This window comes from Actinomadura hibisca NBRC 15177 (genome assembly GCF_001552635.1).
Lineage (GTDB): Bacteria > Actinomycetota > Actinomycetes > Streptosporangiales > Streptosporangiaceae > Spirillospora > Spirillospora hibisca.
In genome coordinates this window covers 49,162-72,264 of the sequence record NZ_BCRO01000011.1, presented here as the reverse complement: position 1 = coordinate 72,264, position 23,103 = coordinate 49,162, and the positions used below count along the sequence as shown (strand labels likewise).

The window sequence follows — 23,103 nt, the reverse complement described above, 5'->3', positions numbered from 1 at the left end:
TGCTCCTCGGCAGGGGTGTCAGCCTTGCGGGCGGATGGTGCAGGGCTGTCCGGCGCAGGTGTCGACGATCCGGCCGGTGCGCAGGAACTCGGCGAGCTGCGCCATGGCCTCCGCTGATCCGCGCGAGTCGCCGTGCGGGTCCTTCCCGGCGGTGTTGGGGGTGTTGGTGATCGGCGGGGCGGGCGTGCCGCTGTCCCAGATCACCAGGCCGGAGCCCGCGTGCGGGAAGCGGGTGAGCGGACGCAGGCCCCAGAACGGCGTGACGTCGGGTGTGCGGCCGGGCGCGAGCGCGGGTTGCCGCACCGGGACGTCGCCGAGCGTGCGCGCCATGACCTCGGTCGCGATGTTGGCCACCTGGTGGTCGCCGAACGCCTCGTGGAGCAGGACGCGGTGCGTCGGCGTGCCGGGCAGCGGGTCGCGGGTGACGTGCGCGGCGTAGCCGTTGCCCTCGCCCCGGTCCCAGAGCATCTGGATCAGGTTGAGGACGAGCTGCTGTTCGAGCTTGTCCGGGTGGCTGACGTTGAGGATCTGCTCGTACTGGGTGAAGTCGACGCTGCGGTTCAGCATCGTGCTGTAGTTGATGCCGGGGACGATCAGGGCGGATCGCCGGAAGTCGGTCGCGAGCGCGGTCAGCGCCGTCCCCTGGATGCCGCCCTGGCTCGCGCCCGCGTACGCCAGGCCGTCGCCGATGAGCGGGCGGCCGTCCGGCGAGCGGAACGCGGCGTCGCCGGTGAAGCCCTTGGGGTGGATCAGTTCGCGGCCGAGGAACAGGAAGTTCAGGTAGCTCTGCTGCTGCCGGTCGGGCACGGTGTTGAAGCGGGAGATGTTCAGCAGGACGCTGGCGACGTTGGTGATGTCGCCCTCCGACATCCCGATCCAGTCGGTGGCGCACAACATCAGGTTGTGCTGCTGGGAGGCGCGCCGCAGCTTCTCGCCGTCGATCTCGGCGGCGCGGCCCATGAGCCCGTGCCCGTACAGCACCGGCTGCGCGGGCTGGGCGAGCGCGCTGCGCGGGACGTTGCAGCGGAAGTTCGCCTTCTGGACGTTGCCGGGGAGTTGCTCGGGGAGGCCGCCGCGCCCGTAGCGCAGCGACGAACCGGGCGGGCCGCCTGGCTGGTCGAGGTAGCTCGGCACGTCAACGGTGCCTTCGATGCGCCGGGCCAGGTAGGGGTCCTGGTCGGCGGTGAAGTCGGTGACCTTGCCGACGGTGAACGCCGGGGCCTTCGTGCCGAGCTTGCGGAAGGCGTCGTCCCGCATGTGAACGGCGCGCTCGGCGAGGTTCCGGGTGGACGCGACGGTGAAGTCCCACGCCAGGTAGAGCCCGGACGTGGAGACGCGATGCCCGTTCAGCTCGCGCACCGTGTGGCGGAGTGCCGCGCCGCGCTCCTTCTCCGTGCTGCCGATCGGGTGGCCCGACAGCATGCGCTGGACGGCGGACGTCGCCTGGAGGGTGCGCCCGTCCTTGTCCTTGAGGCCGCGCAGCAGCACCAGGTAGCGGTGGCCCTCACGGAAATTGCGAGCGGGACGCACCAGGAGCAGCCGTCGCGACTCGGGCGCGTTGGCGTCGAGTTCCGCGAAGTACGGCCAGCGTTCGCCGGTGCGGGCGTCCATCAGGACGATCGGCGCATCCGGGGCGAGCGAGCGGGCCATGTCGGTGATCGGGGCCGCGCCCGTCCGGGCCAGGTCCAGGCCCGGGACACGGGTCAGCAGCGCCGAGCCCGGGGAGAACCCGTCGCTGCGGTTCCACTGCGCGGGGTCGATCGGGACGACTCCCCCGGTCCGCGGCGTGGCGAGCGGCGACAGGTTGACGCGCCGTCCGGTCGCGGTGGAGCGGTCGGACACGGTGAACCAGTCGTTCGGGAACGGCACCATGCACGCCGCCGTGTCGGCCGGATCGCACACGTGCGCCGCCGGGACCCCGGCCCCGGCCGTGGCGGACGGCACCGCCACGGCCGAGGCCGCCGCCGCGAGCAGCGCGACCAGGACGGCGCGGACCCTCATCGGGCCGCCTGGAGCTGCTCGGCGATGATGCGGGCGTAGTTCTCCTCGCCCCGGCGGTTCGGGTGCAGCGGCGCGGCGACCGACGTCGGCGTGAAGCCCTCCAGCCACTTGGCGGACGGCGACTGGCAGGCGTCGTGGCCCGCGCTCGGCGTGACCAGGTCGATGTAGGTCATGTTGTGCGCGACGGCCTGCCGCGCGATCACGCCGTTCATCCGGTTGACGCTGCCCTGGAGCCAGTCGGCGTCCACCGGCAGGACGGGCACGGCGGGCCAGCATCCGCCGCGCTTGATGTAGAGGCCGTAGCCGGTGACGACCACGCGCGCCTGCGGCGACCGCTGCCGGACGCCGTCGAGCACGGCCCCGAGCTTGGGCTCGAACGCGTCGATGCGCTGGGCGATCTGGTCGACGCCGCCCTGCACGTACTTGGTCTTGCAGGGCGTGCCGGTGGGCAGCAGGTTGACGCAGTTCTGCGCGACGCCGACGAGGCCGGCGTCGTTGCCGCCGATCGTGAGGGTGACGAGCCGGGTGTCGGCGGTGAGCGCGTCGAGCTGCGGCGGAACGGTGCCCGCCGGCTGGCCGAGGAGGCTGAGGCTCTGCGGCTCGGTCATGTGCTTGGAGGCCGCGCCGCTGCACGTCACGTCCTTGAGCCCGGCGACGCCCAGCCGGGACGCGAGCTCGTGCGGGTAGTTGTGCGTCGAGCGGCCGCAGGCGACCGGGCCGGTGATGTCGGGGATGAGCGGGCCGGACGCCATCGAGTCGCCGAGCGCGACGTAGGCGGGCGCGGCGGCGGCCTGGGCCGTCGGGGTGAGCGTCAGCGCGGCCAGGGCGGCGGGGACGAGGGCGAGGAGGGAGCGGCGGAGCAGGGGGCGGGATGCGAGGGGCACGGGTCCTCCTTGGGGGGCGATGCAATGTTCCGCCCGCCGGCCCCGATGACCAACGGGGAAATATCCAGATATGGGCGGAGGGTCCTGTGACCGAGACCAAACCGACCGGTAACCGCGCGCCGTCCATCGGCGGCGTCCCGGCGGACTCCTTGCTCGGCGCGCAGGTGCCCGCCCTGGCCCGCCGCATGGTGGCGACGTTCGCCGACCGCTTCCCCACCTACTCGGCGCTGCCCCGCGAGGAACTCGCCGGGGACATCACCCGCGTGGTCGAGGCCAACCTGCGGACGTTCGTCCGCACCCTGCGCACCGGGCGGCTCCCCTCGCCCGACGACCTCACGGAGATGACGTGGTCGGCGGCCCGCCGCGCCGAGGAGGGCGTGCCGCTGGGCGCGGTGTTGTCGGCGTACCACCTCGGCTGGCGGATCGGGCTGGACGCGCTGGTCGCCCGCGCCGGTCCGGCGGACGTGGAGGCCATCGTCGAGGTGCAGCGCATCCTGCTCGACGTGCTGCAACGGGTGTCGGCGGCCGTCGCGGACGCTTACGTCGAGGAGCACCAGGCCCTGCACAGCCAGGACCAGATGGCGCGCCAGCAGGTGCTGTCCGCGCTGCTGGACGGGCAGGACCCGAAGGAGGCGACCCGGCGCGCGGGCGTCCGCCCGGCCGCCGCGTACGCCGTGCTCACCCTCGCCCTCGGAACCCACCCGGACGAGACCGACTCGGACGTGTCCGGCAGCGTCGCGGCGCGCCGCAAGCTGCGACGCATCCAGGCCGAGATCGACCACCACGGCCGCGACCAGGCGCTGCACGCGCTCAACGCGCACGGCGGGACGGCCCTGCTTCCCGTGGACGACCCCGACGCGGCGCTCACCGACGGCTGGGACCGGCTGACCGGCCTGGTCGCCCGCATCGCCGACCGCGCGGGCACCACCGTGCACGCCGGGGTGGCCACCACGACCGCCGCCGCGATCGCCGAGGCCGCGCGCCAGTCGGCGGACATCCTGGAGATCGTGCGCATCACCGGCCGCTCCCCCGGCGCGTACCGGATCACCGACGTGCTGCTGGACTACCAGCTCTCGCGCCCCGGCCCGGCGCGCACGCACCTGGCGGGCCTGCTGGCGGTCCTGGACGGCAACCCGGTGCTGCTGGAGACGCTGCGCGCCTACGTGACCAGCGGCTTCAACCGGCGCCGGGCCGCGCCGCTGCTGCACGTGCACCCGAACACCGTGGACTACCGGCTGCGGCGCATCGCGGTGCTGACGGGCCTGGACCCGACATGCCCGGGAGACCTACCGCAACTGCGGGCGGCGCTCGTCGCCCACGACTTCACGCCGTCCCGCCGCGGCTGACGAGCATCGGCCCCGAAAAGCAAAGCGGACGAATTACCTGCTCAGATATCAATCGGAGCACTGCCGCAAAGACATTAATCCAGAAGAAGGCCTTCGCTTTTCGTTGGAGCTCCGCGCTATAAGTCCAATTCTTTCGCCATTCAACGAACCGGGTCGCAGTGCGGGAGCCGCACGTCTCTGTGAGCCCCCAAGGGTGCCGCCCGGCACGTCACCGCACGTGAACGACCCACCTCCCCCAAGTCTCGGAAAAGCTTTGCCAATAACCGCGCTAAATCGCGAGCTTTCTCAGCCGCAGGCGACAGGTGGGGTTTCGTTCCCCGATGGGCGGATACAGACAGTACTAGTTTCACGTCGCCGCTAATGACACGAGTGCCTTTTATGTAGAGGTCGCATCCGGCCGCGTGAGGCATCGAACCATCCGGGGACGGCCCACCGGTCGCGTCCCGGATGAGGGGAAGACCGAGACGGCGTGCTTGGGTGCTGGCTCGTTCCACGAAGTGAGGAGATACACGGTGCAGACGAAGCTGACGGGCAAGGATCTGATGGACCGTGAGGTCGTCGGTAAGGACGGCTCCAAGGTCGGCCAGGTCAGGCAGGTCTATCTCAACGACGACTCGGGCGCCCCCGAGTGGATCACGGTGAACACCGGCTGGTTCGGCATGCACGAGAGCTTCATCCCGCTGGCCGGCGCCCGCGAGTCCGACGGCACGATCCAGGTCTCCTACGACAAGGCCACCATCAAGGACGCGCCGCGCATCGAGGCCGACCAGCACCTCGACCACGACGAGACCAACGAGCTGTACCGCTACTACGGTCTCCAGTCGCCGCGCGCCGCCGCCGCTCCCGGCCGCGAGCAGGCCGGCGACGCCCGCACCCGGACCCGGGCCGCCGCCGAGCAGCCCGACCGCAAGAGCATGCGCGAGACCGACGCCGGGCGCGCGGAGAACCGGCGTCCCGCCCAGGGCAAGACCGCGCGCGGCGACGTCGCCCGCGCCGCCGAGGTGACGCGCTCGGAGGAGCAGCTGCGCGTCGGCACCGAGACCCGGGAGGCCGGCCACGTCCGCCTGCGCAAGTGGGTGGACACCGAGCAGGTCAGCACGACCGTGCCGCTGGTCCACGAAGAGGTCCGGGTGGAGCGCGAGCCCCTGTCCGGCACCGCCGAGCCCGGCGTCGAGCTGGGCAACGACGAGCAGGAGATCATCCTGCACGAGCAGCGCGCGGTCGTGAACAAGGAGACCGTGCCGGTCGAGCGGGTCCGGGTCAGCACCGAGCAGGTCACCGAGGAGCAGACCGTCCAGGGCGAGGTGCGCCGGGAGCACGTCGAGGTCGTCGACGACACCAAGGACCGGCCGCGCCCGAAGGACCCGAACGCCAAGCGGGACGCCCGCAACCGGGACGACAACCGCTGAGCGCGTCGCGGCCTCGCTGACTGAGGCACGTCACCACACCGGTCCCCGGAGCCGCACGACGGCTCCGGGGACCGGCCGTTGCAGAGACGTCCTGGGCGATCTGATCGAAGATCGCGCGGGTGCCGGCGATCCCGACCTGTCCAGCCCCTCGGGCCGGGGAGCGACGCGTCTCAGACTCGTTCCGGCTCGGACCGCTGCCCGGACGGCGTGCCAGCGGGGACGTCCCCAGGTGTAGGAAGCGGACCGCTCCGCAACAGCAGCCCGGTCACGACGGCACCGAACGCCAGGATTCCGGCGCTCCACCAGAACACCGTGGAGTAGCTGTGCACCGCCGCGAGCTGGAGCTGCTCCGGGGACGGCCTGCCCTGCACGTGGCCGTCCAGCCAGTCGGTCGCGGCGGTGGCGGCGATCGTGTTGAGCAGCGCGGTGCCGAGCGCGCCGCCGATCTGCTGCCCGGCGCTGACGCACGCCGAGGCGACGCCCGCGTCCTGGGGCGCGACGCCGGACGTGCCGGTGTTCAGCACCGCGGAGTAGATCAGCCCCGTGCCGACGCCGATCACGGCGAGCGGGCCGAGCAGGTCCGCCGCGTAGGTGGAGTCCACGCCGATCCCCGCCAGCCAGACCAGCCCGAGCGCCCCGACCAGCAGGCCCGAGGGGATCATGGGCCGGGGACCGAACCGCGGCACCAGCTTCGTGCCGCCGACGCCGGTGCCCAGGATGGTGCACACGATCGTCGGCAGCAGGGCGCTGCCCGAGACGATCGGCGAGTACCCGAGGACGGTCTGCATGTAGTAGACGAGGAACAGCAGCAGGCTGAAGAAGCTGGCCCCGACGAACAGCACGGTGAGGTAGGCGCCACCGCGGTTGCGGTCGGCGATCACCCGGGGCGGCAGCAGCGGGTGCGCGGCGCGCGTCTGCCAGAACGCGAAGGCGGCCAGCAGCGCGCCGCCGAGCGCGAGGAAGCCCCACGTCGAAGACCGGCTCCAGCCGTCCTCCGCGTTGGAGAAGCCGTAGACGACGCAGAACATGCCGCCGGACGCGGCGAGCACGCCCGGGACGTCCATCCGGACGTCCGCCCTGGGCTGCCGGGCCAGCAGCAGCACGCCGCCGACGAACGCGGCCACGGCGAAGACCAGGTTGACGTACATGCACCAGCGCCAGTCGAGACCGGACGTCAGCGCACCGCCGATGATCAGGCCGAGGCCGCCGCCCCCGGCCACGACGCCGCCGAAGACGCCGAAGGCCCGGCCGCGCTCCTTGGGATCGGTGAATGTGGTGGCCAGCAGGGAAAGGCAGGCCGGCGACAGCAGCGCGGCGAAGGCCCCCTGGGCGGCGCGGGCCGCCACCAGCGTCTCGAAAGTGGTCGCGGCGCCGCCGACAGCGGAGGCGATCGCGAAGCCGACCAGCCCGATGAGGAAGGCGCGCTTCCTGCCGATCAGGTCGGACAACCGCCCGCAGAACAGCAGCAGGCTGCCGAAGGGCATCGCGTACGCGGTGACGACCCACTGCCGGTCGGCGTCGGTGAAGCCGAGATCGCGCTGCGCGTCCGGGAGCGCGAGGTTCATCACCGTCAGGTCGAGGCTGACCATCAGGTAGGCGCAACAGATGACGGCCAGGACGAGCCACCGTCTGGAGTGCGCGGTCTGCACTGCCATGATCATCTCCTTGGTCCACTTCGGTCGGACGGTCACGAGACGATGGCCCCCCGATCCCTGTGACAACACCGCCCTGTGACGTGGGTCACCCCTCATGAGGTGTCACAAAGCCGCCCGAACCGTCGTCTCGTGCGTGTGGCGGTACGAGGAGCGAACAGGCGGGAGCCGGACATGAGCGAGCGCAGCGAACGACCTACGGGCACCGAGCCACCCGACGGCGTGGACTCCGCCACCAAGGCGTTCGTCGTCCACCGCAACCTGCTGTTCACCGTCGCCTACGAGATGCTCGGCTCGGCCGCGGACGCCGAAGACGTCCTCCAGGAGACATGGTTCCGATGGGCGGGCGTCGACCTCGACGCCGTGCGGGAGCAACGTGCCTACCTGGTGCGGATCGTGACGCGGCAGGCGCTGGACCGGCTGCGCGTGCTCGGCCGCCGCAAGGAGTCCTACGTCGGGCAGTGGCTGCCCGAGCCGCTGCTGACCACGCCCGACGTGGCCGAGGACGTCGAGCTGGCCGAGAGCGTGTCGATGGCGATGTTGCTGGTGCTGGAGACGCTCGCGCCGACGGAGCGGGCGGTGTTCGTGCTGCGCGAGGTGTTCGGCCTGGACTACGACGAGATCGCCGAGGCCGTCGAGAAGAGCCCGGCCGCCGTCCGCCAGATCGCGCACCGGGCACGGGCCCATGTCGCCGCGCGCCGACCGCGAGGCTCGGTCTCCCAGGCGGAGAACCGAGCCGCCTTCCACGCCTTCCGGCAGGCGGTCGAGACCGGCGACCTACAGTGCCTGGTCGACGTTCTCGCGCCGGACGTCGTCGCCTTGGCCGACGGTGGCGGAGTCAAGCGCGCCCTGCTGCATCCCATCGTGGGAATCGACAGGGTGGCCCGCCTGCTGGCCGTCGGCTGGTACAAGCAGGGCGTCGAGAGGTCGGTCGAGCCGGTGGAGGTCAACGGCGGCCCCGGCCTGCTCGTCCGGATCAACGGGGAGATCGACGGCGTGCTGGCGGTGCGGATCGAGAACGGCCTGGTCACCGGCCTCTACCACGTGCGCAACCCGGAGAAGTTGTCACGCGTGGAACGAGAGACCACCGTGAGCCGCTGAACCCGAAAGCCAACGCTGTCGGGCACCGAGGGCTCACCGGAGCACGACGGTGACGCCGCTTTGTTCGAGGAACTGCACGATCTCCTCGAAGTAGGAGAGCCGACTCGCCGTGTCCACGACCTCTGCCAGTGCACGCCGCGCGACGTCGGAGTCGTGCCAGACCAAGGTGAACGGAGGGACCACTCCGGACCCACCGCACAGGCAGTCCGCGAAGGCGTCCCACCCATGGCCGAAGTACTGGCCGGGCCCAAGCAGCGCCTCAGCGATCGCACAATGCAACCCCGGGACGTCCGTGACGAACCGGCCGTCGAGATGACGCTCCCCGCCGGACCGATCCGGCGAGGACGCGGGCTCCCGCCGGCCCCGGAGGGCGAGATGGAGCCACTCGACCCTGCCCGCCGAGTCGTAGGACGCCCAGAGGTTCGGCTCGGTAGGCGGGCCCGCGTACCGCTGCTCCCAGATCGGGCGGGCCACCGTCGAGGGCCGACCGTCTCCGCCGTCGGCCAGGGTGACGTCGACGAGCGCGCCACCCAGCACGGACGGGCGCGCTCCGGCGATGGCCAGCCCCACGGTCTGGGAGGCCATCACCGCGCCATGACGATCCAGCATCAGGAGGTGGGCCCAGTCCCCTTTCCGCCGTTGTGGTCGCCGCAGCTTCGCGAGCAGGGGTTCGGTAGGTTCGCAGCCGATCAACTCCATCGGGACGGGAGCCGGGGCCGCGCGCGGTCGGAACAGTCCCTCAACCGCCGAGCACCGGCCCGCACTCTCAGTCGCTGCCGTTGTCCCTGCCAAAAGCTCGAAGTCTGGCCTGGCGGGCAACTCGAAGAAGCTCTCCTCATGCCGGACGCCGGCGCCGAGGACGATGTCGTACCGCGCCGGATCGGCCGGGTGAGGCCGATGGGTCACCACGACCGCGTCGACGAGCGTCCACCACTGCACGGGCTGCTCGCCGTCCCGGACCTCGACAAGCACGTCGCCCAGGCTCCGGGACGAGAGGCCCGGGGTGGAGAGGACATCGTGCAACGGGCCGTCGGGGCTGCATCCGCGAAGCGTGAGGACCTCTCGTGGCAGCGGCACCGGGTCGACGAACAGCCCTTCAACGCCCGCACACCTGCCCCAGAACCGTTCCACGCCGTCTTCGTCCTCCTGGACCAGGAGGTAACGCACCGGCACATCCCGCTCCCAGCTGACGTGATCTGCGATCCGCATCCAGCTCCTCTGTGGTGGATGATCGGCTGCTAGCTGTGGTCCGGGCTTGGGGTGGTGGGGTCGGCCGGCGTTGCTTCGGTGTTGGTGTAGAGGACCTCGCGGGCCTGTTCGGCGGCGCGGATGAGTCCTTCGCTGACGAAGGCGAGGAAGCGGGCGGCGCTCTCCAGGCGGGCGGCGGCCGGGGTGCCGCGGCCGAGGATGGCGACGCCCTGCTGCGCGGTCTGGGCGAACCGCTCGTTGTCCCGCGCGCTGCGGATCACCGACTGGTACCAGATGTCGTCGTCGACGGTGTAGCGCTCGCGGCGGCGTTCGTCGCGGTGGCGGCGGATGAGGTCCAGGTCGGTCAGGAACGTGATCGCCTTGGAGACGGTCGCCGGGCTGACCTGGAGGCGCTGGGCGAGCTCGGACGCGGTGAGGCTGCCGGTGTCGGTGGTGTAGAGAGCGGCCAGCACGCGGGCCATCATCTTGGGCAGGCCCGAGGTCATGAAGACGGTGGCCAGCGTCTCCTCGAACTCGTGGACGGCCTCGGCGTCGCGCCCGTGCTCCTGGGGGACCGGCCTCGCCTCTCGCGAGGAGGCGGGCCTGCGGCGCTGGGTGCGGCGTTCGGTGGCGCGGTGGGCCAGGTCGGCGCGGTAGGAGGTGGGTCCGCCGTTGCGCATCACCTCGCGCGTGATGGTCGAGGTGGGGCGGTCCAGGCGGCGGGCGATCTCCGCGTAGGCCAGGCCGTCGGCCAGTCCCAGCGCGATCTGCTGGCGGTCCTGCTGGGTGAGCCTGCCTCCGGGCACCGCGATCTCCTTCGTGTTGCTACGAGGCCTTCACCTTAGCGTTCACTCTTCTTCTATTGCAACGCGGGCTTGCTGCTTGTTGCGTTCTCCTTCAGGATCTCTGCAACGATTCTCATATCTTCACTTGCACTCATAGTTTTCTAGCGCAAAGGCAATGTTGCCAGCTTAGTGAAAGCAACATAGCGTTTCCATCAACAGAAACAAGTTGGCGCGGAACTCAAGAACGTGGCCGCCTGTCGGTCGCCCAGACGCCCAGCGCACAGGCCGCGAAGCCGGCCCCGAGAAGACTGGAGCCCGCCCACCCATAAGCGGCGAAGACGGCGGTGGTCGTGGCCGCGCCGAGAGCCGAGCCGAGCGAGTAGAAGACCATGTAGCCACCGACAGCGCTGCTGGTGCGATCCGCATACGCGGCAGTGAGCACGTGCTGGTTGCTCACGTGCACGGCCTGGACCGCGAAGTCGAGAATCACGATCCCTACGGCGAGAAGCCACAACGACCACGGCAACTGCGCGATCGCCGCCCACGCCAAGATGAGCAGGACAAGCGCCAGACCGCTGACCGGAGCCGCCCGCCCCGCATCCGCCCACCGTCCCGCGCGTCCAGCGCCGAGCGCCCCGGCGAGTCCGGCGATGCCGAACAACCCGATCTGGCTCTCGTTCAACTGCCACGGCGCGCCCGCCAGCGGCAGGGACAACCCGCTCCACAACGTTCCGAACGACGCGAACAAGAAGAACGCGATGAGCCCCCGCGTCAGGAAGACACGCTGCCCGAACAGCCCACCGAGCGAGGCGACGGCCTGCCCGTACCTCACCGGCCGACCAGAGCGCTCCTCCGACGGCAGCGCGACGAGCACGAGAGCCGCGAGTCCGAGCGACAGCAGCGCGAGCACGGCATAGACGCTCCGCCATCCCCACACCTCGGCGAGCGTTCCGGTGACGACCCGCGCCCCCAGGATGCCGACCACCACGCCCGAGGTCACGACACCGATGTTCCGCCCACGCTCGGCAGGTGGTGAGACCGACGCGGCGTAAGCCACGACGGTCTGCACCACGACCGCGAACACCCCGGCCGCCGCCAGCCCCACGAACGCCGCCCACGCGACCGACGCCGAGGCCGTCAGGACCATGCCCGCCGCGACGAGCGCCAGATGCACGGCGATGAGCCGTCGCCTGTCGACCACATCCCCCAACGGGACCAGCAGCACCAGCCCCGCCAGATAGCCGAACTGCCCGACCGCGACGATCCACCCGGCGAGTTCCGCCGACACCCCGAGATCGTGCCCCATCGGCTCCAGAACCGGCTGCGCCGCGTAGATGCTCGCCACCGCGACACCGCACACCACCGCGAGCAACAACCGTCGCCACACGTCCATCGCGCCCCCACTCCAATCAGTAGCAAAAAGCAACTAATTCGACCGTAGGGCATGATGGTTTCAATCTGCAACCGATCGGGAGGCGGCATGCCGCGCACCACCACGGACACCTCGGACCTCACCTGGACCGACCCGGAGTGCCCCGTCGCCCGCACGCTCGACCTCGTCGGCGACAGGTGGAGCCTGCTCGTCGTCCGCGACGCGATGGACGGGGCGCGCTCGTTCACCGAGTTCCAGCGCCGCACGGGCATCGCCCGCAACATCCTCACCGACCGCCTCCGCAAGCTCATCGCCCACGGACTCCTGGCCCAGCGCACCGCCGCGTCGGGCCGCCGCCAGGAGTACGTGCTCACCGACGCCGGACGCGACCTCTTCCCGGTGATCCTCACGCTGCGGCAGTGGGGAGAGCGCCACGCCTTCGCCCCCGGCGAGGCGCGCTCCATCCTCGTCGACGAGCAGGGCGTTCCCGTGCCGGAATTCGCGCCGACGAGCGCGAACGGCACCTCCTTGGACGCCGACACCACCCGCGTGGAAAAAGCCCCGGGCAGCACTGACGAAGTTTGAACGGATCTGAGCCTTGTCCCCGCCGTACACGGCCCCGGCGCGGACCACGCGACGGCCGCCCGCGACCGGCGCTCCGTCCGCGATTCTTTCCGTCCGGAAATCGTGTTGATCATCACATCCGGGCCCCCGCCGGAATATATGATCTTGATGCCGGTGGGGCGTGGACCACGCCCCACCGGAAACCGCCCAACCCCCCACTCCTGAAGGAATGGCGCATGTCCACCAAGCTCGGCAGACTGGCCGCGACCTCGCTGGCGGCGGTCGCCCTGGCGACGGCCGGAACGACGCTGACCGCCCCCGCCGCCTCGGCCTCCCCCACCTGGGTCGAGTACAGCTACTACCCGACGGAAGCCTCCTGTAAGGCCAAGGGCGCGGAGCTGCGGAGGAACGGCACCTACCTGTCGTACTTCTGCAAGTACTCCTACCCCCAGGGCCACATCCTGATGGTCCTGACCCGATAGCGGATCGGACGCGCGCGGCCCGGAGGGACGGACGACCCCGGGCCGCCGCTACGACGACGGGCAGAAGACGGTCTCCATGGCCTTGCCCATGGCCTGGCCCGCCCCGGCGGTGTCCTTGCCGCTCAGGGTGGCCGACACCGCGAACTGGCGGCGGCCGTCCGCCGAGTAGAAGGTCATGGCGAGGAAGCCGGGGCCGGTCCCGCCCGCGATGTAGAGATCGTCACCACAAGCGCTGCGCGTCTTGCCAAAGGACTCCAGGCCACCGGGCAGCCGGTCGGTCAGGACGCGCTGGAGTTCCGGCGGCAGCAGCCTGCCCTGGGTGAACGCCCGCTGGAAGGCGCTGACGTCGTGCGCGGTGGAGACCACCCCTCCGGCCGACCCGGCGATGCTGGCGTTGAACCGGTCCACGTCGCGCGGCCTGCCGCCGGCGTCGGGGTAGTAGCCGTGGCCGTGCGGCCCTTTGATGCCCTCCGGCGGCTTGACCGGAAGGTAGGTCCTGGCCATCCCGACCGGGCCGAACAGACGGCGGTGCAGCTCGGCGGCCAGGCCGTGGCCGGTCGACCTCTCGACGATCATGCCGAGGAGGGTGTAGTTGGTGTTGGAGTAGGACCACTTCTCGCCCGGCTCCCCGGTCCGGGGCCGGTCCCGGCTCCACTGCACCAGGTCGAGCGGCCGGTAGCGGGTCGTGAAGTCGAACACGTCGAACGAGGGATCTTCTCCCTCGCTCCCGTCCGGGTTCGGCTTGGCGGCGTACCAGTCGGGGATGCCGGAGGTGTGCCGGAGCAGTTGCCGCACCGTGATCTCGTCGGCCCGCTCCACCAGGTCCTGTTCCACCACCACCGGCAGCAGGTCACCGAGCTTGTCGTCCACGCCGAACCGGCCGTCCTCGACCAGTTGCAGCACCACGGTGGCCACCATCTGCTTGGTCTGCGACCCGATCCGGAAGCGGGCGTTCGCGGGGATCCGGCCGCCCTTGCCGTCCAGCAGCCTTGAGCCCCCGCTGCCCGACCCGACGGCTTTCCCGTCGACGTAGGCTCCGCCGACGGCTCCCACGACCCCGGGAGCCTTGGCTACTTCCTCCATCGCCTTCTGCACGTTCCCGACCGGCTTCGGGGCGGCAATGGCAGGACCGGCCTGGGCCATCACCAGCATGACGGCACCGGCGGCCAGGCCGGCCTTCCGCAGCGGCGGACGAACGTTCCTGTAGGACACGACGTGCTCCGTTTCGTGATCACGTTCTGGAGCCGGGGCACCATGCCCTCGGCACGGACCGCTGTGGTCCATGCCTCTACTGAAGATGGAAGAGCGTTGCGGTGCCGTATGCGCTTTTCGATACGCCCGCGATACCCCCGCCCTCCTACGCCTGTCCTCCGGGAAGTCGGACCGTCACGAGGAGTCCGCCGGTGGGGCCAGGCGCAAGATCGAGGGTGCCGTCGTGCGCTCGGACGATGCTGTGCACGATGGCCAGCCCGAGGCCGACGCCCGCGTGCTCGTCGGTGCGGACGCGTGTCGTTCCGCGCTGGAAGGGTTCGGTGAGGGTCGGCAGGAGTTCCAGCGGGACCGGCTGGCCGGTGTTCTCGACCTGGAGCACGCTCGCGTCGTGCTGGGACCGGGTGTGGACCGTCACGGTGCCGCCGGTGGGGAGGTTGTGGACGATCGCGTTCTGGACCAGGTTGCTCACCATCCGCAGGAGAAGCGCCGCTGACCCGGCGGTCTGTGTCGGCTCGCCGGTGACCTCAAGGGTGACCTGGCGTTGTTCGGCGAGGGGCAGCAGGGTTTCGGCGGCTTCCTCGGCGATGAGGGACAGGTCGACGGGCTCGCGGGTGACGCTCTGGTGGTCGCCGCGGCTGAGCAGCAGGAGGGCCTCGGTGAGGTCGATCGCCCGCGTGTTGACGGTGCGGAGGCGTTCGATCAGTTCGCCCTGGTCCCGCCCGGGATCGGTGCGGGCGACGTCGAGGAGCGTCTGGGAGATCGCCAGCGGGGTGCGCAGTTCGTGGGAGGCGTTCGCGGCGAACCTTCGCTGTTCGGCGACGTGGGATTCGAGCTGCTGGAGCATGGTGTCGAACACGTCGGCGAGTTCGCGGAACTCGTCCCTGCGGCCCGGGAGCCGGATGCGGTGGGAGAGCGATCCGCTGGAGGCCATCCGTGCCGCGTCGGCGACCCGGATGAGCGGAGCGAGCATCCGGCCCGCCAGGATCCACCCTCCCAGCAGGCCGAACACCATCAGGAAGACCAGTGCCGTGGTCGCGGCGGGGACCAGGCCGAGCAGGGCGTCGGAGCGGTTGAACCCCATGATGACCACGACGCCGTACTGCTGCCGGATGGAGCTGGGGTCGTCGGTCCTCAGCCAGCGCAGCACGAACACCCACACCACGACCAGCAGGAGCGCGCCGCCGAGCATGAGGAACCCGGCGTAGCTGAGGGTGAGTTTCAGCCGGGCGCTGAGTCCTGGACGCCTATCCATGCCCGCCGCCAGGGCGGGTGGTGTCCGTGGCGATCGCCCCTGCTCGGCCGGATCGTTCGCGCGGGGTGGAGGCGGCGGCGAGCAGGATCAACATACGCATGCCCCGAGCCTAGGAAACCCGGCATATCGTCGACATATGCAAAGCCGGACGCCCTCCGCAGGGCGGTCCGGCCGCGGCGGGCCTTCCCGGCCCGGTGTTGGCTCCGATCTTGCTACGCGCCGCTCACCACCTGATCCCGGCCGCCACCGGCAGGTGGTCGCTGACCGTGGCCGGCAGCACCCGCGCGTTCACCGGCTGCACGCCTCTGACCAGGATCTGGTCGATCCGCACCATCGGGAACCCCGCCGGCCAGGTGAAGCCGAAACCGGCCCCGGCCGCGTCCTGGGCCGAGCGCAGCCGCGACGTCATGGCGTTGAACGCGCGGTCGCCCGTGCTGCCGTTCAGGTCGCCGAGCAGCACCACCCGCTCGTTCCGCTCGGCGGCGACGGCTTCGGCGAGCGCCTGCACGCCCCTGTCCCGCTGGGCCGTCCCGAAGCCCGCCTTGGGGTTCACCCGTACGGACGCCAGGTGGGCCACGTACACCACCAGCGGCCCCCGGGCCGTGGCCACGGTGGTGCGCAGCGCGCGGTTGTCGGGCAGCTTGGCCTCGGCCGGTTTGGTCGCCGCCAGCGGACCGTAGTCCATCCTGATGTCGACCGGCCGGGTGTTCGACAGCGGCCGCCTGCTCCACAACCCGACGGTGCCCTGCACCGTGTGGTGCGGGTACGCCTTCGCCAGCTCCTTCTTGTACGTGCCCAAAGCTTGCGGGGCCAGCTCCTGGAGAGCCAGCACGTCCGCCCCGGAGGACGCCAGGGCACGAGCGGTGCCGGCCGGATCGCGGTTGTCGGCGCCGACGTTGTGGCTGGCCACCGTGAAGTCGCCGCCCGGGTGGGACCTGTCCCCGAGCAGCCCGCCGAAGAGGTTCAGCCACACGACGACCGGCAGCGCCAACGCGACCACCGCCGAAGCCGAACGACGCCACAGCGCCCCGGCCAGCAGCACGGGAACGAACATGCCGAACCACGGCAGGAAGGTCTCCACCAGGCTGCCGAGGTTCCCGATCCGGTTCGGGATCTTCGCGTGCAGCAGCATGAACACGCCGAGCAGCAGCGCCAGCGCCGCGAGCACCAGGCCGCGCTTCCAGAGCCCCGGCCGGGAGCCGGCGCGGATCGCCCGGCGGACGCCCGCGCGCCAGGTACCGGCGCCGGTGTCCGGGCGTCCGGCGTCGTCCTGCCCGGTCTCCGCCGTGTCCGCCTGCACCATCGTCTGTCCTCGTTCGCTATCGGTCACTGCTGCATCCTCGGGTCCTGGGTGGGGTCGGCGTACATGCGCGGGCAACCACGATCGATCGCTTCGAGGCGCAGTTCGTAATGCCAGGGCTCGTTGCGGTAAATCTGGCACAGTCCGTATTCGGCGCCGTGTTCGACCAGCCACGCCGTCGCATTGGAACGCCCGATGTCGACCGCGTCCCCCGACACGTGAGAGGACGTCGCCGGGGTGGCCACCCATCGGGCGGCAGCTTCTTCGGACCCGTACTGGGAGACCGCTTCGCGAAGGAGCTTGTTCTGATAGGCCGGGGAACGCCAGCCACTATTGACGTAGAACTCGACTTTCTCGTTCGCGGCGTCCGCTGCGGCCTGGCGGAGGGCCTTGAGCAGGTCCGGGTCGAGGTTGGCCACGCCTGGAACCGTGTTGTCGAAGACGGTCACGCCCTTGGGGACGGCACCGCCCGCCTCGCCAAGTGCCTCACGGCGCTCGCCGGGAGGATCCTTCAAAGGCGTGGAGGATGAAGAGGGCAGGAAAGGGGTGGAATTCTGCGTCCGGCAACCGACGACCACGGTGGTCGCCGCCACGACGGCCAGCAGGCCGACGGCAAGGAGCCGGCAAATCCAGCGGGCCGTTCTTTGCGTCGATAGCGGGATTTGGTCCATGTCGCCAGTGAAGGCAACGCGGCGTTGTCAGCACGTATGGGTTTTTCGATACGCGGACGATATGCGCCGCCTCGTAGCATCGACGGTATGCGCGTGCTGATCGTCGAGGACGAACCCTATATGGCGGAGGCCATCCGCGATGGTCTGCGCCTGGAAGCGATCGCGGCCGACATCGCCGGTGACGGCGACACCGCCCTGGAGCTGCTGAGCGTCAACGCCTACGACATCGCCGTCCTCGACCGCGACGTCCCCGGGCCCTCCGGTGACGAGATCGCCGAACGGATCGTCGCCTCCGGCAGCGGCATGCCGATCCTCATGCTCACCGCGGCCGACCGTCTCGACGACAAGGCCTCCGGGTTCGAGCTCGGCGCCGACGACTACCTCACCAAGCCCTTCGAGCTGCGGGAACTCGCGCTCAGGCTCAGGGCGCTCGACCGCAGGCGCGCCCACAACAGGCCCCCCGTGCGGGAGATCGCGGGGCTGCGGCTGGACCCGTTCCGCAGGGAAGTCTACCGGGACGGCCGCTACGTCGCGCTGACCAGGAAGCAGTTCGCGGTGCTCGACGTCCTCGTCGCCGCCGAGGGCGGTGTCGTCAGCGCCGAAGAACTCCTGGAACGGGCGTGGGACGAGAACGCCGACCCGTTCACCAACGCCGTGCGCATCACCGTCTCGGCACTGCGCAAACGGCTCGGCGAACCCTGGATCATCGCCACCGTGCCGGGCGTCGGCTACCGGATCGACACCGACACCACCGCTCATGGATAGACGCCCGGGGCTCAGCGTCCGGGTGAAACTCACCCTCAGCTATGCCGGGTTCCTCCTGCTGGCCGGTGCGCTCCTGCTGGCGGTGGTCTGGGTGTTCCTGCTGCGCTACGTGCCCGAGGGATACCAGCTGCTCATCCCGGGCGGCCCCAGCAACAAGAATTCCGCGTTCCCGCCCAACCGCTCCGCCCTCCTGCGCGCCTTCGCTCCGGCCGCGGCCGCGACACTGGCCTTCCTCCTGGTGTTCGGCCTGGCGGGAGGTTGGATTCTCGCCGGTCGGATGCTCGCCCCGCTGACCCGCATCACCCACGCCACCCGCCTGGCTTCGGCCGGAGCGCTCTCCCAGCGCATCCGGCTGCCCGGCCGCACCGACGAGTTCCGCGAACTCGCCGACGCCTTCGACATGATGCTCGCGCGGCTCGAAGCACACGTCGCCGAGCAGCAGAGGTTCGCGGCCAACGCCTCGCACGAGTTGCGCACCCCGCTGGCGACCTCCAAGGCGCTGCTCGACGTGGCCCGCACCGATCCGGGCCACGACACCGGCGAGCTGATCGACCGCCTCCGCGCCGTCAACACCCGGGCGATCGGTCTCACCGAGGCGTTGCTCCTGCTCAGCCGCGCCAACCGGCGATCCTTCCCCCGGGAGGACGTCGACCTGTCCCTCATCGCGGAAGAAGCCACCGAGACGCTCCTCCCCCTGGCGGAAAAGCATGGCGTCACCATCGAGACCTCCGGCGACGTCGCCCCCACGGTCGGATCTCACGCGCTCCTGCTCCAGCTCACCACGAACCTCGTGCACAACGCGATCGTCCACAACCTGCCCGAGGACGGGACCGTTCACGTCAGCACCGGCGTCCACTCCACGGCCGTGGTGCTCACGGTCGAGAACACCGGCGAGAAGCTCACCCCGGAGCTGGCCTCGACACTGACCGAGCCGTTCCAGCGCGGCACCGAACGTGTGCACGCCGACCATGCGGGCGTCGGCCTCGGGCTGGCGATCGTCAAGACCATCGCCCACGCGCACGACGGAACGCTCACCCTCACCCCGCGCTCCACCGGCGGGTTGCGCATCACCGTGGAACTACCTGGGGCAGCCCCGCACACCGGCAGGTAACGAACGAGGGAACTGAGGCTTCCCGGCCGAGACTCCCGACTGCGCGGACGGCCCTCAGGAAGGGGTCCCGCCGCGATGCCCCGGTCGACCGGCGAGATCACAAGCCTGCTCGTGCCCGGCGGCGACCGCCGAGCCGCGTTCCCTGGTCCTTCTCGGTGGCGACGGCGGAGGCGGACAGGAGCGTCGCGGCGGCGAGGCCGCCCCAGAGGGCGACCGGGCCGCGCGCGGCGAGAGTGGTGATGACCACCGGGGAGACCGCCAGGCCGAAGCCCGTGGAGAGCTGGAAGCGGGCGAGGGCGCGTCCCAGGACATGGACCGGCGCGAGGGCGGTGACGAGCGCGGTGGCGCTGCCGGCGTAGATGATCTCGCCGATGGTGCAGACCACGGACACCGCGGCGACGGCCGGAGGACCCCAGCCGGACCCCAGCGAGGTGGCCGCGAGAAAGCCCAGGTAGGACGCGGCCAGCACCACGCCGGAGAGGGCCAGCACGGCCCGCCGGGAGAAGCGGGACAGCAGGACGGTGACCGGCACCTGCAAGGTGACCACCAGCACCGTGTTGGCCACGAAGACGGCCGCGGGCCACATCGGCGACGCGTGGAACTGCGTCACCAGGATCAGCGGGATCGCGATCTCGGGGACGTTGAGGCAGAAGACGTAGACCACGTTGGCGGTGAGCAGCGCGAGCATCCGGGGCGCGGGCTCGTCGTCCTGGTCCTTCTCCGAGGCGGCCTCCGCTGGCCGTGCCTGCACGTGGACCGACCACGCCAAGGCGGCTGCGGCAAGGTAGGAGAGCGCGGTGACGGCCGCCAGCGCCCGCAGCGCGGTGGGGCCGCCCGCCAGGCAGACGGTGGCGAGCAGTGCTCCGACGCCCAGACCGGCGTTGCGCAGGGCGCGGCCTCCCGCGAGCGCGGCGTCGCGTTCGCGGCCGTGGGCGACCGTGGCCACGAGCGCGGCGTGGGCGGCAGGCCATGCCTGGTTGCCGATGCCGAGGAAGAGCGCCGACGCCGCGAAAAGCCAGACGTGCCCCGCCGGGGCCGCCAGCAGCAGTACCACGCCCAGCACCCGCACCAGCATCGACGCCGCCACGACCGTGCTGCGCGCGCCCCGGTCCAGCCATCGGCCCACGGCGGGCATGCACACCAGTCCCACCACGATGCCGACCGTCATGGCGATGCCGGTGACCGGCGCGGACAACTTCAGCACCGTCACCCCGTAGAGCAGCAGGAAGGGCCGCAGCAGGCCGGTGCCGAGCGCGTCCACGAGCAGGGCGACGGCGTAGCGGGGGCCTCCGGAGGCGCGGACGAGGGCGCGGGGCCGGATTCCGGTGATGGTTGCCATGGCGTCAGACGGTGCGTCCGGCCGCCGGGGCACCGCACGTCGGTTGACGGATTCCGTCAACCGACGCCGTCACCAGGGCGTTCGGGCAGTGATGATGGGGGGATGACGTTGAGGATCGACATCAGCGGTCCGCCGTCCGAGCGGGTGCGGTTCGCCGCCTCCCCGCTGGCCGAGCTGACCGCGATGCTGCACGTGCTGGCCGAGCCCGGCCACCACCCGCGGTTCGCGGGCTGGGCCGCGGACGTCTGGGCCGGGCTGCGGCCGGAGCTGGCCGAGCGGCTCCGGGAGGCGGAGTTCCTCTGGCGTTCCTCGCAGGCCGACTTCCTGATCCCCGCGCGGCCCCGGCCCACCCTCGCCGAGGAACTGGACGACGTGGACCGGATCGACGACGAGACGTACGTGACCGCCGCGCTCGTCACCACGTGCGGCAGCAACCGGGTCCATTTCCCCGGGACGTCGCCGCTCACCGACCCGACCGCGCGCGAACGGGCCCTGGACGTGGCCCAGGCCCGCGGCGCGCTCCAGGAGGCCTTCGCGGAACGGCTGCTCGCGGACCCGGCCGCCGTGCGGGCGCGGGTGCGCGGCACCCTCGAAGAATGCGCCGGAGCCTTCTTCGACGCGGCCTGGGCGGACGTCGCGGCGCAGCTCGCCGCCGATCTGCGCCTGAAGAACGACCTGCTCAGGCGCCAGGGCGTCGGGGCGGCGCTCGCCTCGGTCTCCGGCGCGGTCAGCCTGGCGCCGGACGGCGACCGCATCATCGTGGACAAGGTGCAGGACAAGGCGACCACCGCCCATGACGCCGGGGTCACCTTCATCCCCAGCGTCTTCGGCCGCCCGCACCTGGTGGCGGTCCACGCGCCCGGGTGGCGTCCGGTGGTGCAGTACCCCGTCGCCGAGCCGGGTCCGGCGGAACCGGTCTCGCTGGAGACGGTCACCCTCCGGCTGGAGGCGCTCGCGCATCCGGTACGGCTGCGGCTGCTGCGCACCCTGGCCCGCGGCCCGCACACCACCGGCGAGCTGGCCCACTTCTGGGAACTCTCGCCCCCGGAGGTGTCCCGCCACCTCGCCGTCCTGCGCCGCGCGGGCCTGCTCACGGCCCGGCGGCACGGTCGTTACGTCCGGTACACCCTCAACCTGCCCGATCTGACGGCGTTGGGCAGCGACCTGCTGGCGGCCGTCCTGCGCTGAGCGGCGTCCAGCCGGGTGCGGAACCCGGCGCAGCTGGCCGCTACTGGCCGTTGCGCCCCTCCTCGCGGGCGAGCCGACCGTTTCCGGCCCATGGCCGACCCGCCATCGAAACGATCGGACGGATCCGATGAGTTCGTGGCCCGCGGCAGGTCCAAGCCTGTGACAGCCGAGGAAAGGACACCGCCATGTCAGAGCTTCTCGTCGACTTCATCACCTCCCTCGACGGCAACGCGTCGGGAGAGGGCTGGCCCGGGTTCTGGGGCCTGGAGGGCCCGGAGTACCTCGCCTGGCTCGGTGAGCAGCCCGAGGTCACCTACCTCATGGGAGCCAACACCTACCGCCTGATGTCGGGCTTCGCCGCCGGCGAGGTCCCGGGCGGCCAGGACGAGTTCAGGGCCGAAGAACAGGAGTCGGTCGACGAGCTCACCCAAGCGTCCAAGGTGGTGTTCTCCTCCTCGCTCAAGGAACCGCTGACCTGGGCCAACTCCACGCTCGTCCGCGACGACGCCGTCGAGACGGTCCGCGCCATGAAGGAGAACGGCTCGGGGCTCCTCAGCACGATCGGCAGCCTCAGCCTGTGCCGGTCCCTGCTCCGGGCCGGGCTCGTCGACCGCTTCCGGGTCGGGATCTTCCCGGTGATCACCGGGGCCACGGGCGCGGAGCGCGTCTACGACGGCTACCCCGACGTCGCCCTCGACATGATCGAGCACCGGACCTTCGACGGCCGCATCCAGCTGGTCGAGTACAAGCCGCGCGTGCTCGAACACCCGCCGCTCGGCGCCCCTGCGTGACCTCGCCTGCCGCGCCAGGGGCCTTGCTGGCCGGATCGAGCCGGACGCCGGGGCTCGAAGTTACTGCGGCCCGGCCCGTCGGGGGCGAGGATGGTCTCATGAGACGGTGGCGCAGCGGAGATCCGGCGACCGACGCCGAGATCAAGTCCGCTTTCGAGCAAGCCGACCGGCTGCGCGGGCAACTGGCCGACGCGCGGGCGGTCGACGACGCGGAGACGATCCTGTCCGACGCCAGGGAGCTGGCGTTGCAGGTGCTGATGGCCGCTGCCTCCCAGGAGCGCCAGGACGCCCAGGCCGGGCTCGGCCCGGCTCTGGAGCAGGAGGACGAGGACACGCTCCGCCGGGCGCGGGACCGGCTGACCAGCGCGCTGGAGACCGAGATCATGGCGGCCGACGATCTGGCCGACCACCTGGAGGCGGTGCGGGTCGTCGCCCGGGAGCGGGTGGACGCGGCGGTGGAGCTGCTGGCCAGGCTGCACCGCGCCGACCGTCGCGCCATCGGCCTGGTCCATGCCGCCCAGGAGGCCCGCCCCATCGGCAGCGACGATGACGAGGGCCGATCGCGGTAGCGGCGGAGGCGTGCACCGGGAACCGCGAAGAGAACGGGTCGCCTTTTCCTGGGGCGAGCGAGTCGCGGAGCCTCTGCACGGATGTGATGACCTGCTGAGAGCCGTCATTGGCCTCTCTTCC

21 protein-coding genes are annotated in these 23,103 nt (G+C 71.1%); 10 read left to right on the top strand and 11 right to left on the bottom strand.

Annotated elements, in window-relative coordinates; translation table 11 throughout:
• Nucleotides 1-18: 18 nt before the first annotated feature.
• Nucleotides 19-2,001, bottom strand: coding sequence for a hypothetical protein (locus AH6_RS04670; protein WP_067474066.1), 1,983 nt, complete (start codon nucleotides 1,999-2,001; stop codon nucleotides 19-21).
• Nucleotides 1,998-2,885: an SGNH/GDSL hydrolase family protein gene (locus AH6_RS04665; RefSeq protein ID WP_067474063.1), complete on the bottom strand. Its 888-nt coding sequence runs from the start codon at nucleotides 2,883-2,885 to the stop codon at nucleotides 1,998-2,000. The genes AH6_RS04670 and AH6_RS04665 overlap by 4 nt, the downstream gene beginning before the upstream one ends.
• An 86-nt stretch (nucleotides 2,886-2,971) precedes the next feature.
• On the opposite strand from AH6_RS04665, the gene AH6_RS04660 reads away from it, so the two are divergent.
• Nucleotides 2,972-4,231 (top strand): PucR family transcriptional regulator, encoded by a 1,260-nt coding sequence (locus tag AH6_RS04660; protein ID WP_067474060.1) that lies wholly within the window; start codon nucleotides 2,972-2,974, stop codon nucleotides 4,229-4,231.
• A 512-nt stretch (nucleotides 4,232-4,743) separates the two neighbouring features.
• Entirely contained in the window at nucleotides 4,744-5,640 is an 897-nt protein-coding gene (locus AH6_RS04655) for a DUF2382 domain-containing protein (protein WP_067474058.1), read from the top strand.
• A gap of 170 nt (nucleotides 5,641-5,810) precedes the next feature.
• Here the strand turns inward: AH6_RS04655 and AH6_RS04650 are convergent, their stop codons facing one another.
• Nucleotides 5,811-7,295 (bottom strand): MFS transporter, encoded by a 1,485-nt coding sequence (locus AH6_RS04650; protein WP_083982260.1) that lies wholly within the window; start codon nucleotides 7,293-7,295, stop codon nucleotides 5,811-5,813.
• 171 nt (nucleotides 7,296-7,466) lie between these two features.
• Between AH6_RS04650 and AH6_RS04645 the strand changes: the two genes are divergently transcribed.
• Nucleotides 7,467-8,393, top strand: coding sequence for an RNA polymerase sigma-70 factor (locus tag AH6_RS04645; RefSeq protein WP_067474056.1), 927 nt, complete (start codon nucleotides 7,467-7,469; stop codon nucleotides 8,391-8,393).
• Nucleotides 8,394-8,426: 33 nt separating this feature from the next.
• On the opposite strand, the gene AH6_RS04640 is transcribed toward AH6_RS04645, so the two are convergent.
• The 3 genes from AH6_RS04640 to AH6_RS04630 all read right to left on the bottom strand — a co-directional run bounded on the left by AH6_RS04640 (nucleotide 8,427) and on the right by AH6_RS04630 (nucleotide 11,759).
• Nucleotides 8,427-9,602 (bottom strand): barstar family protein, encoded by a 1,176-nt coding sequence (locus tag AH6_RS04640; RefSeq protein WP_218005714.1) that lies wholly within the window; start codon nucleotides 9,600-9,602, stop codon nucleotides 8,427-8,429.
• Between the two features lie 29 nt (nucleotides 9,603-9,631).
• Nucleotides 9,632-10,387, bottom strand: coding sequence for a GbsR/MarR family transcriptional regulator (locus AH6_RS04635; protein ID WP_067474054.1), 756 nt, complete (start codon nucleotides 10,385-10,387; stop codon nucleotides 9,632-9,634).
• Nucleotides 10,388-10,604: 217 nt separating this feature from the next.
• Entirely contained in the window at nucleotides 10,605-11,759 is a 1,155-nt protein-coding gene (locus AH6_RS04630) for an MFS transporter (protein ID WP_067474049.1), read from the bottom strand.
• 87 nt (nucleotides 11,760-11,846) lie between these two features.
• On the opposite strand from AH6_RS04630, the gene AH6_RS04625 reads away from it, so the two are divergent.
• Together AH6_RS04625 and AH6_RS04620 are read left to right on the top strand one after the other, a co-directional pair.
• Nucleotides 11,847-12,323 carry a winged helix-turn-helix transcriptional regulator gene (locus AH6_RS04625; protein ID WP_067474046.1) on the top strand — a complete coding sequence of 159 codons (477 nt, stop codon included), beginning with the start codon at nucleotides 11,847-11,849 and terminating at the stop codon, nucleotides 12,321-12,323.
• A 215-nt stretch (nucleotides 12,324-12,538) separates the two neighbouring features.
• On the top strand, nucleotides 12,539-12,784 hold the full coding sequence (locus AH6_RS04620; protein ID WP_067474044.1) for a hypothetical protein: 246 nt from the start codon (nucleotides 12,539-12,541) through the stop codon (nucleotides 12,782-12,784).
• 48 nt (nucleotides 12,785-12,832) lie between these two features.
• Here AH6_RS04620 and AH6_RS04615 read toward each other — a convergent pair whose 3' ends face one another.
• The 4 genes from AH6_RS04615 to AH6_RS04600 all read right to left on the bottom strand — a co-directional run bounded on the left by AH6_RS04615 (nucleotide 12,833) and on the right by AH6_RS04600 (nucleotide 17,219).
• Nucleotides 12,833-13,996 (bottom strand): serine hydrolase domain-containing protein, encoded by a 1,164-nt coding sequence (locus AH6_RS04615; RefSeq protein ID WP_067474031.1) that lies wholly within the window; start codon nucleotides 13,994-13,996, stop codon nucleotides 12,833-12,835.
• 145 nt (nucleotides 13,997-14,141) lie between these two features.
• The gene (locus AH6_RS04610; RefSeq protein ID WP_067474028.1) at nucleotides 14,142-15,248 is read right to left on the bottom strand and encodes a sensor histidine kinase; all 1,107 of its coding nucleotides are present in this window, start codon (nucleotides 15,246-15,248) and stop codon (nucleotides 14,142-14,144) included.
• A gap of 223 nt (nucleotides 15,249-15,471) precedes the next feature.
• Nucleotides 15,472-16,551, bottom strand: coding sequence for an endonuclease/exonuclease/phosphatase family protein (locus AH6_RS04605; RefSeq protein WP_083982216.1), 1,080 nt, complete (start codon nucleotides 16,549-16,551; stop codon nucleotides 15,472-15,474).
• A gap of 23 nt (nucleotides 16,552-16,574) precedes the next feature.
• Nucleotides 16,575-17,219, bottom strand: coding sequence for a M15 family metallopeptidase (locus AH6_RS04600; RefSeq protein ID WP_067474025.1), 645 nt, complete (start codon nucleotides 17,217-17,219; stop codon nucleotides 16,575-16,577).
• Between the two features lie 87 nt (nucleotides 17,220-17,306).
• Between AH6_RS04600 and vanR-Sc the strand changes: the two genes are divergently transcribed.
• Nucleotides 17,307-17,984: a VanSc-type vancomycin resistance response regulator transcription factor VanR gene (gene vanR-Sc, locus AH6_RS04595; RefSeq protein ID WP_067474022.1), complete on the top strand. Its 678-nt coding sequence runs from the start codon at nucleotides 17,307-17,309 to the stop codon at nucleotides 17,982-17,984.
• Nucleotides 17,977-19,095: a sensor histidine kinase gene (locus tag AH6_RS04590; RefSeq protein ID WP_067474019.1), complete on the top strand. Its 1,119-nt coding sequence runs from the start codon at nucleotides 17,977-17,979 to the stop codon at nucleotides 19,093-19,095. Before vanR-Sc ends, AH6_RS04590 begins: the two co-directional genes overlap by 8 nt.
• Before the next feature lie 97 nt (nucleotides 19,096-19,192).
• Here AH6_RS04590 and AH6_RS04585 read toward each other — a convergent pair whose 3' ends face one another.
• Entirely contained in the window at nucleotides 19,193-20,434 is a 1,242-nt protein-coding gene (locus AH6_RS04585) for an MFS transporter (RefSeq protein ID WP_067474016.1), read from the bottom strand.
• A gap of 102 nt (nucleotides 20,435-20,536) precedes the next feature.
• Between AH6_RS04585 and AH6_RS04580 the strand changes: the two genes are divergently transcribed.
• From AH6_RS04580 to AH6_RS04570, 3 genes are all read left to right on the top strand, one after another.
• Nucleotides 20,537-21,622: a DUF5937 family protein gene (locus tag AH6_RS04580; protein WP_067474012.1), complete on the top strand. Its 1,086-nt coding sequence runs from the start codon at nucleotides 20,537-20,539 to the stop codon at nucleotides 21,620-21,622.
• Nucleotides 21,623-21,807: 185 nt separating this feature from the next.
• Nucleotides 21,808-22,413, top strand: coding sequence for a dihydrofolate reductase family protein (locus tag AH6_RS04575; RefSeq protein WP_067474009.1), 606 nt, complete (start codon nucleotides 21,808-21,810; stop codon nucleotides 22,411-22,413).
• 98 nt (nucleotides 22,414-22,511) lie between these two features.
• On the top strand, nucleotides 22,512-22,982 hold the full coding sequence (locus AH6_RS04570; protein ID WP_067474006.1) for a hypothetical protein: 471 nt from the start codon (nucleotides 22,512-22,514) through the stop codon (nucleotides 22,980-22,982).
• Nucleotides 22,983-23,103 lie beyond the last annotated feature (121 nt).

Bases quoted from the DNA above. Each gene is read 5' to 3' on its own strand.
- AH6_RS04670 (WP_067474066.1), bottom strand. From the start codon at position 2,001: ATGAGGGTCCGCGCCGTCCTGGTCGCGCTGCTCGCGGCGGCGGCCTCG.
- AH6_RS04650 (WP_083982260.1), bottom strand. From the start codon at position 7,295: ATGGCAGTGCAGACCGCGCACTCCAGACGGTGGCTCGTCCTGGCCGTC.
- AH6_RS04645 (WP_067474056.1), top strand. From the start codon at position 7,467: ATGAGCGAGCGCAGCGAACGACCTACGGGCACCGAGCCACCCGACGGC.
- AH6_RS04640 (WP_218005714.1), bottom strand. From the start codon at position 9,602: ATGCGGATCGCAGATCACGTCAGCTGGGAGCGGGATGTGCCGGTGCGT.
- AH6_RS04630 (WP_067474049.1), bottom strand. From the start codon at position 11,759: ATGGACGTGTGGCGACGGTTGTTGCTCGCGGTGGTGTGCGGTGTCGCG.
- AH6_RS04625 (WP_067474046.1), top strand. From the start codon at position 11,847: ATGCCGCGCACCACCACGGACACCTCGGACCTCACCTGGACCGACCCG.
- AH6_RS04620 (WP_067474044.1), top strand. From the start codon at position 12,539: ATGTCCACCAAGCTCGGCAGACTGGCCGCGACCTCGCTGGCGGCGGTC.
- AH6_RS04610 (WP_067474028.1), bottom strand. From the start codon at position 15,248: ATGGATAGGCGTCCAGGACTCAGCGCCCGGCTGAAACTCACCCTCAGC.
- AH6_RS04605 (WP_083982216.1), bottom strand. From the start codon at position 16,551: ATGGTGCAGGCGGACACGGCGGAGACCGGGCAGGACGACGCCGGACGC.
- AH6_RS04600 (WP_067474025.1), bottom strand. From the start codon at position 17,219: ATGGACCAAATCCCGCTATCGACGCAAAGAACGGCCCGCTGGATTTGC.
- vanR-Sc (WP_067474022.1), top strand. From the start codon at position 17,307: ATGCGCGTGCTGATCGTCGAGGACGAACCCTATATGGCGGAGGCCATC.
- AH6_RS04590 (WP_067474019.1), top strand. From the start codon at position 17,977: ATGGATAGACGCCCGGGGCTCAGCGTCCGGGTGAAACTCACCCTCAGC.
- AH6_RS04585 (WP_067474016.1), bottom strand. From the start codon at position 20,434: ATGGCAACCATCACCGGAATCCGGCCCCGCGCCCTCGTCCGCGCCTCC.
- AH6_RS04580 (WP_067474012.1), top strand. From the start codon at position 20,537: ATGACGTTGAGGATCGACATCAGCGGTCCGCCGTCCGAGCGGGTGCGG.
- AH6_RS04575 (WP_067474009.1), top strand. From the start codon at position 21,808: ATGTCAGAGCTTCTCGTCGACTTCATCACCTCCCTCGACGGCAACGCG.
- AH6_RS04570 (WP_067474006.1), top strand. From the start codon at position 22,512: ATGAGACGGTGGCGCAGCGGAGATCCGGCGACCGACGCCGAGATCAAG.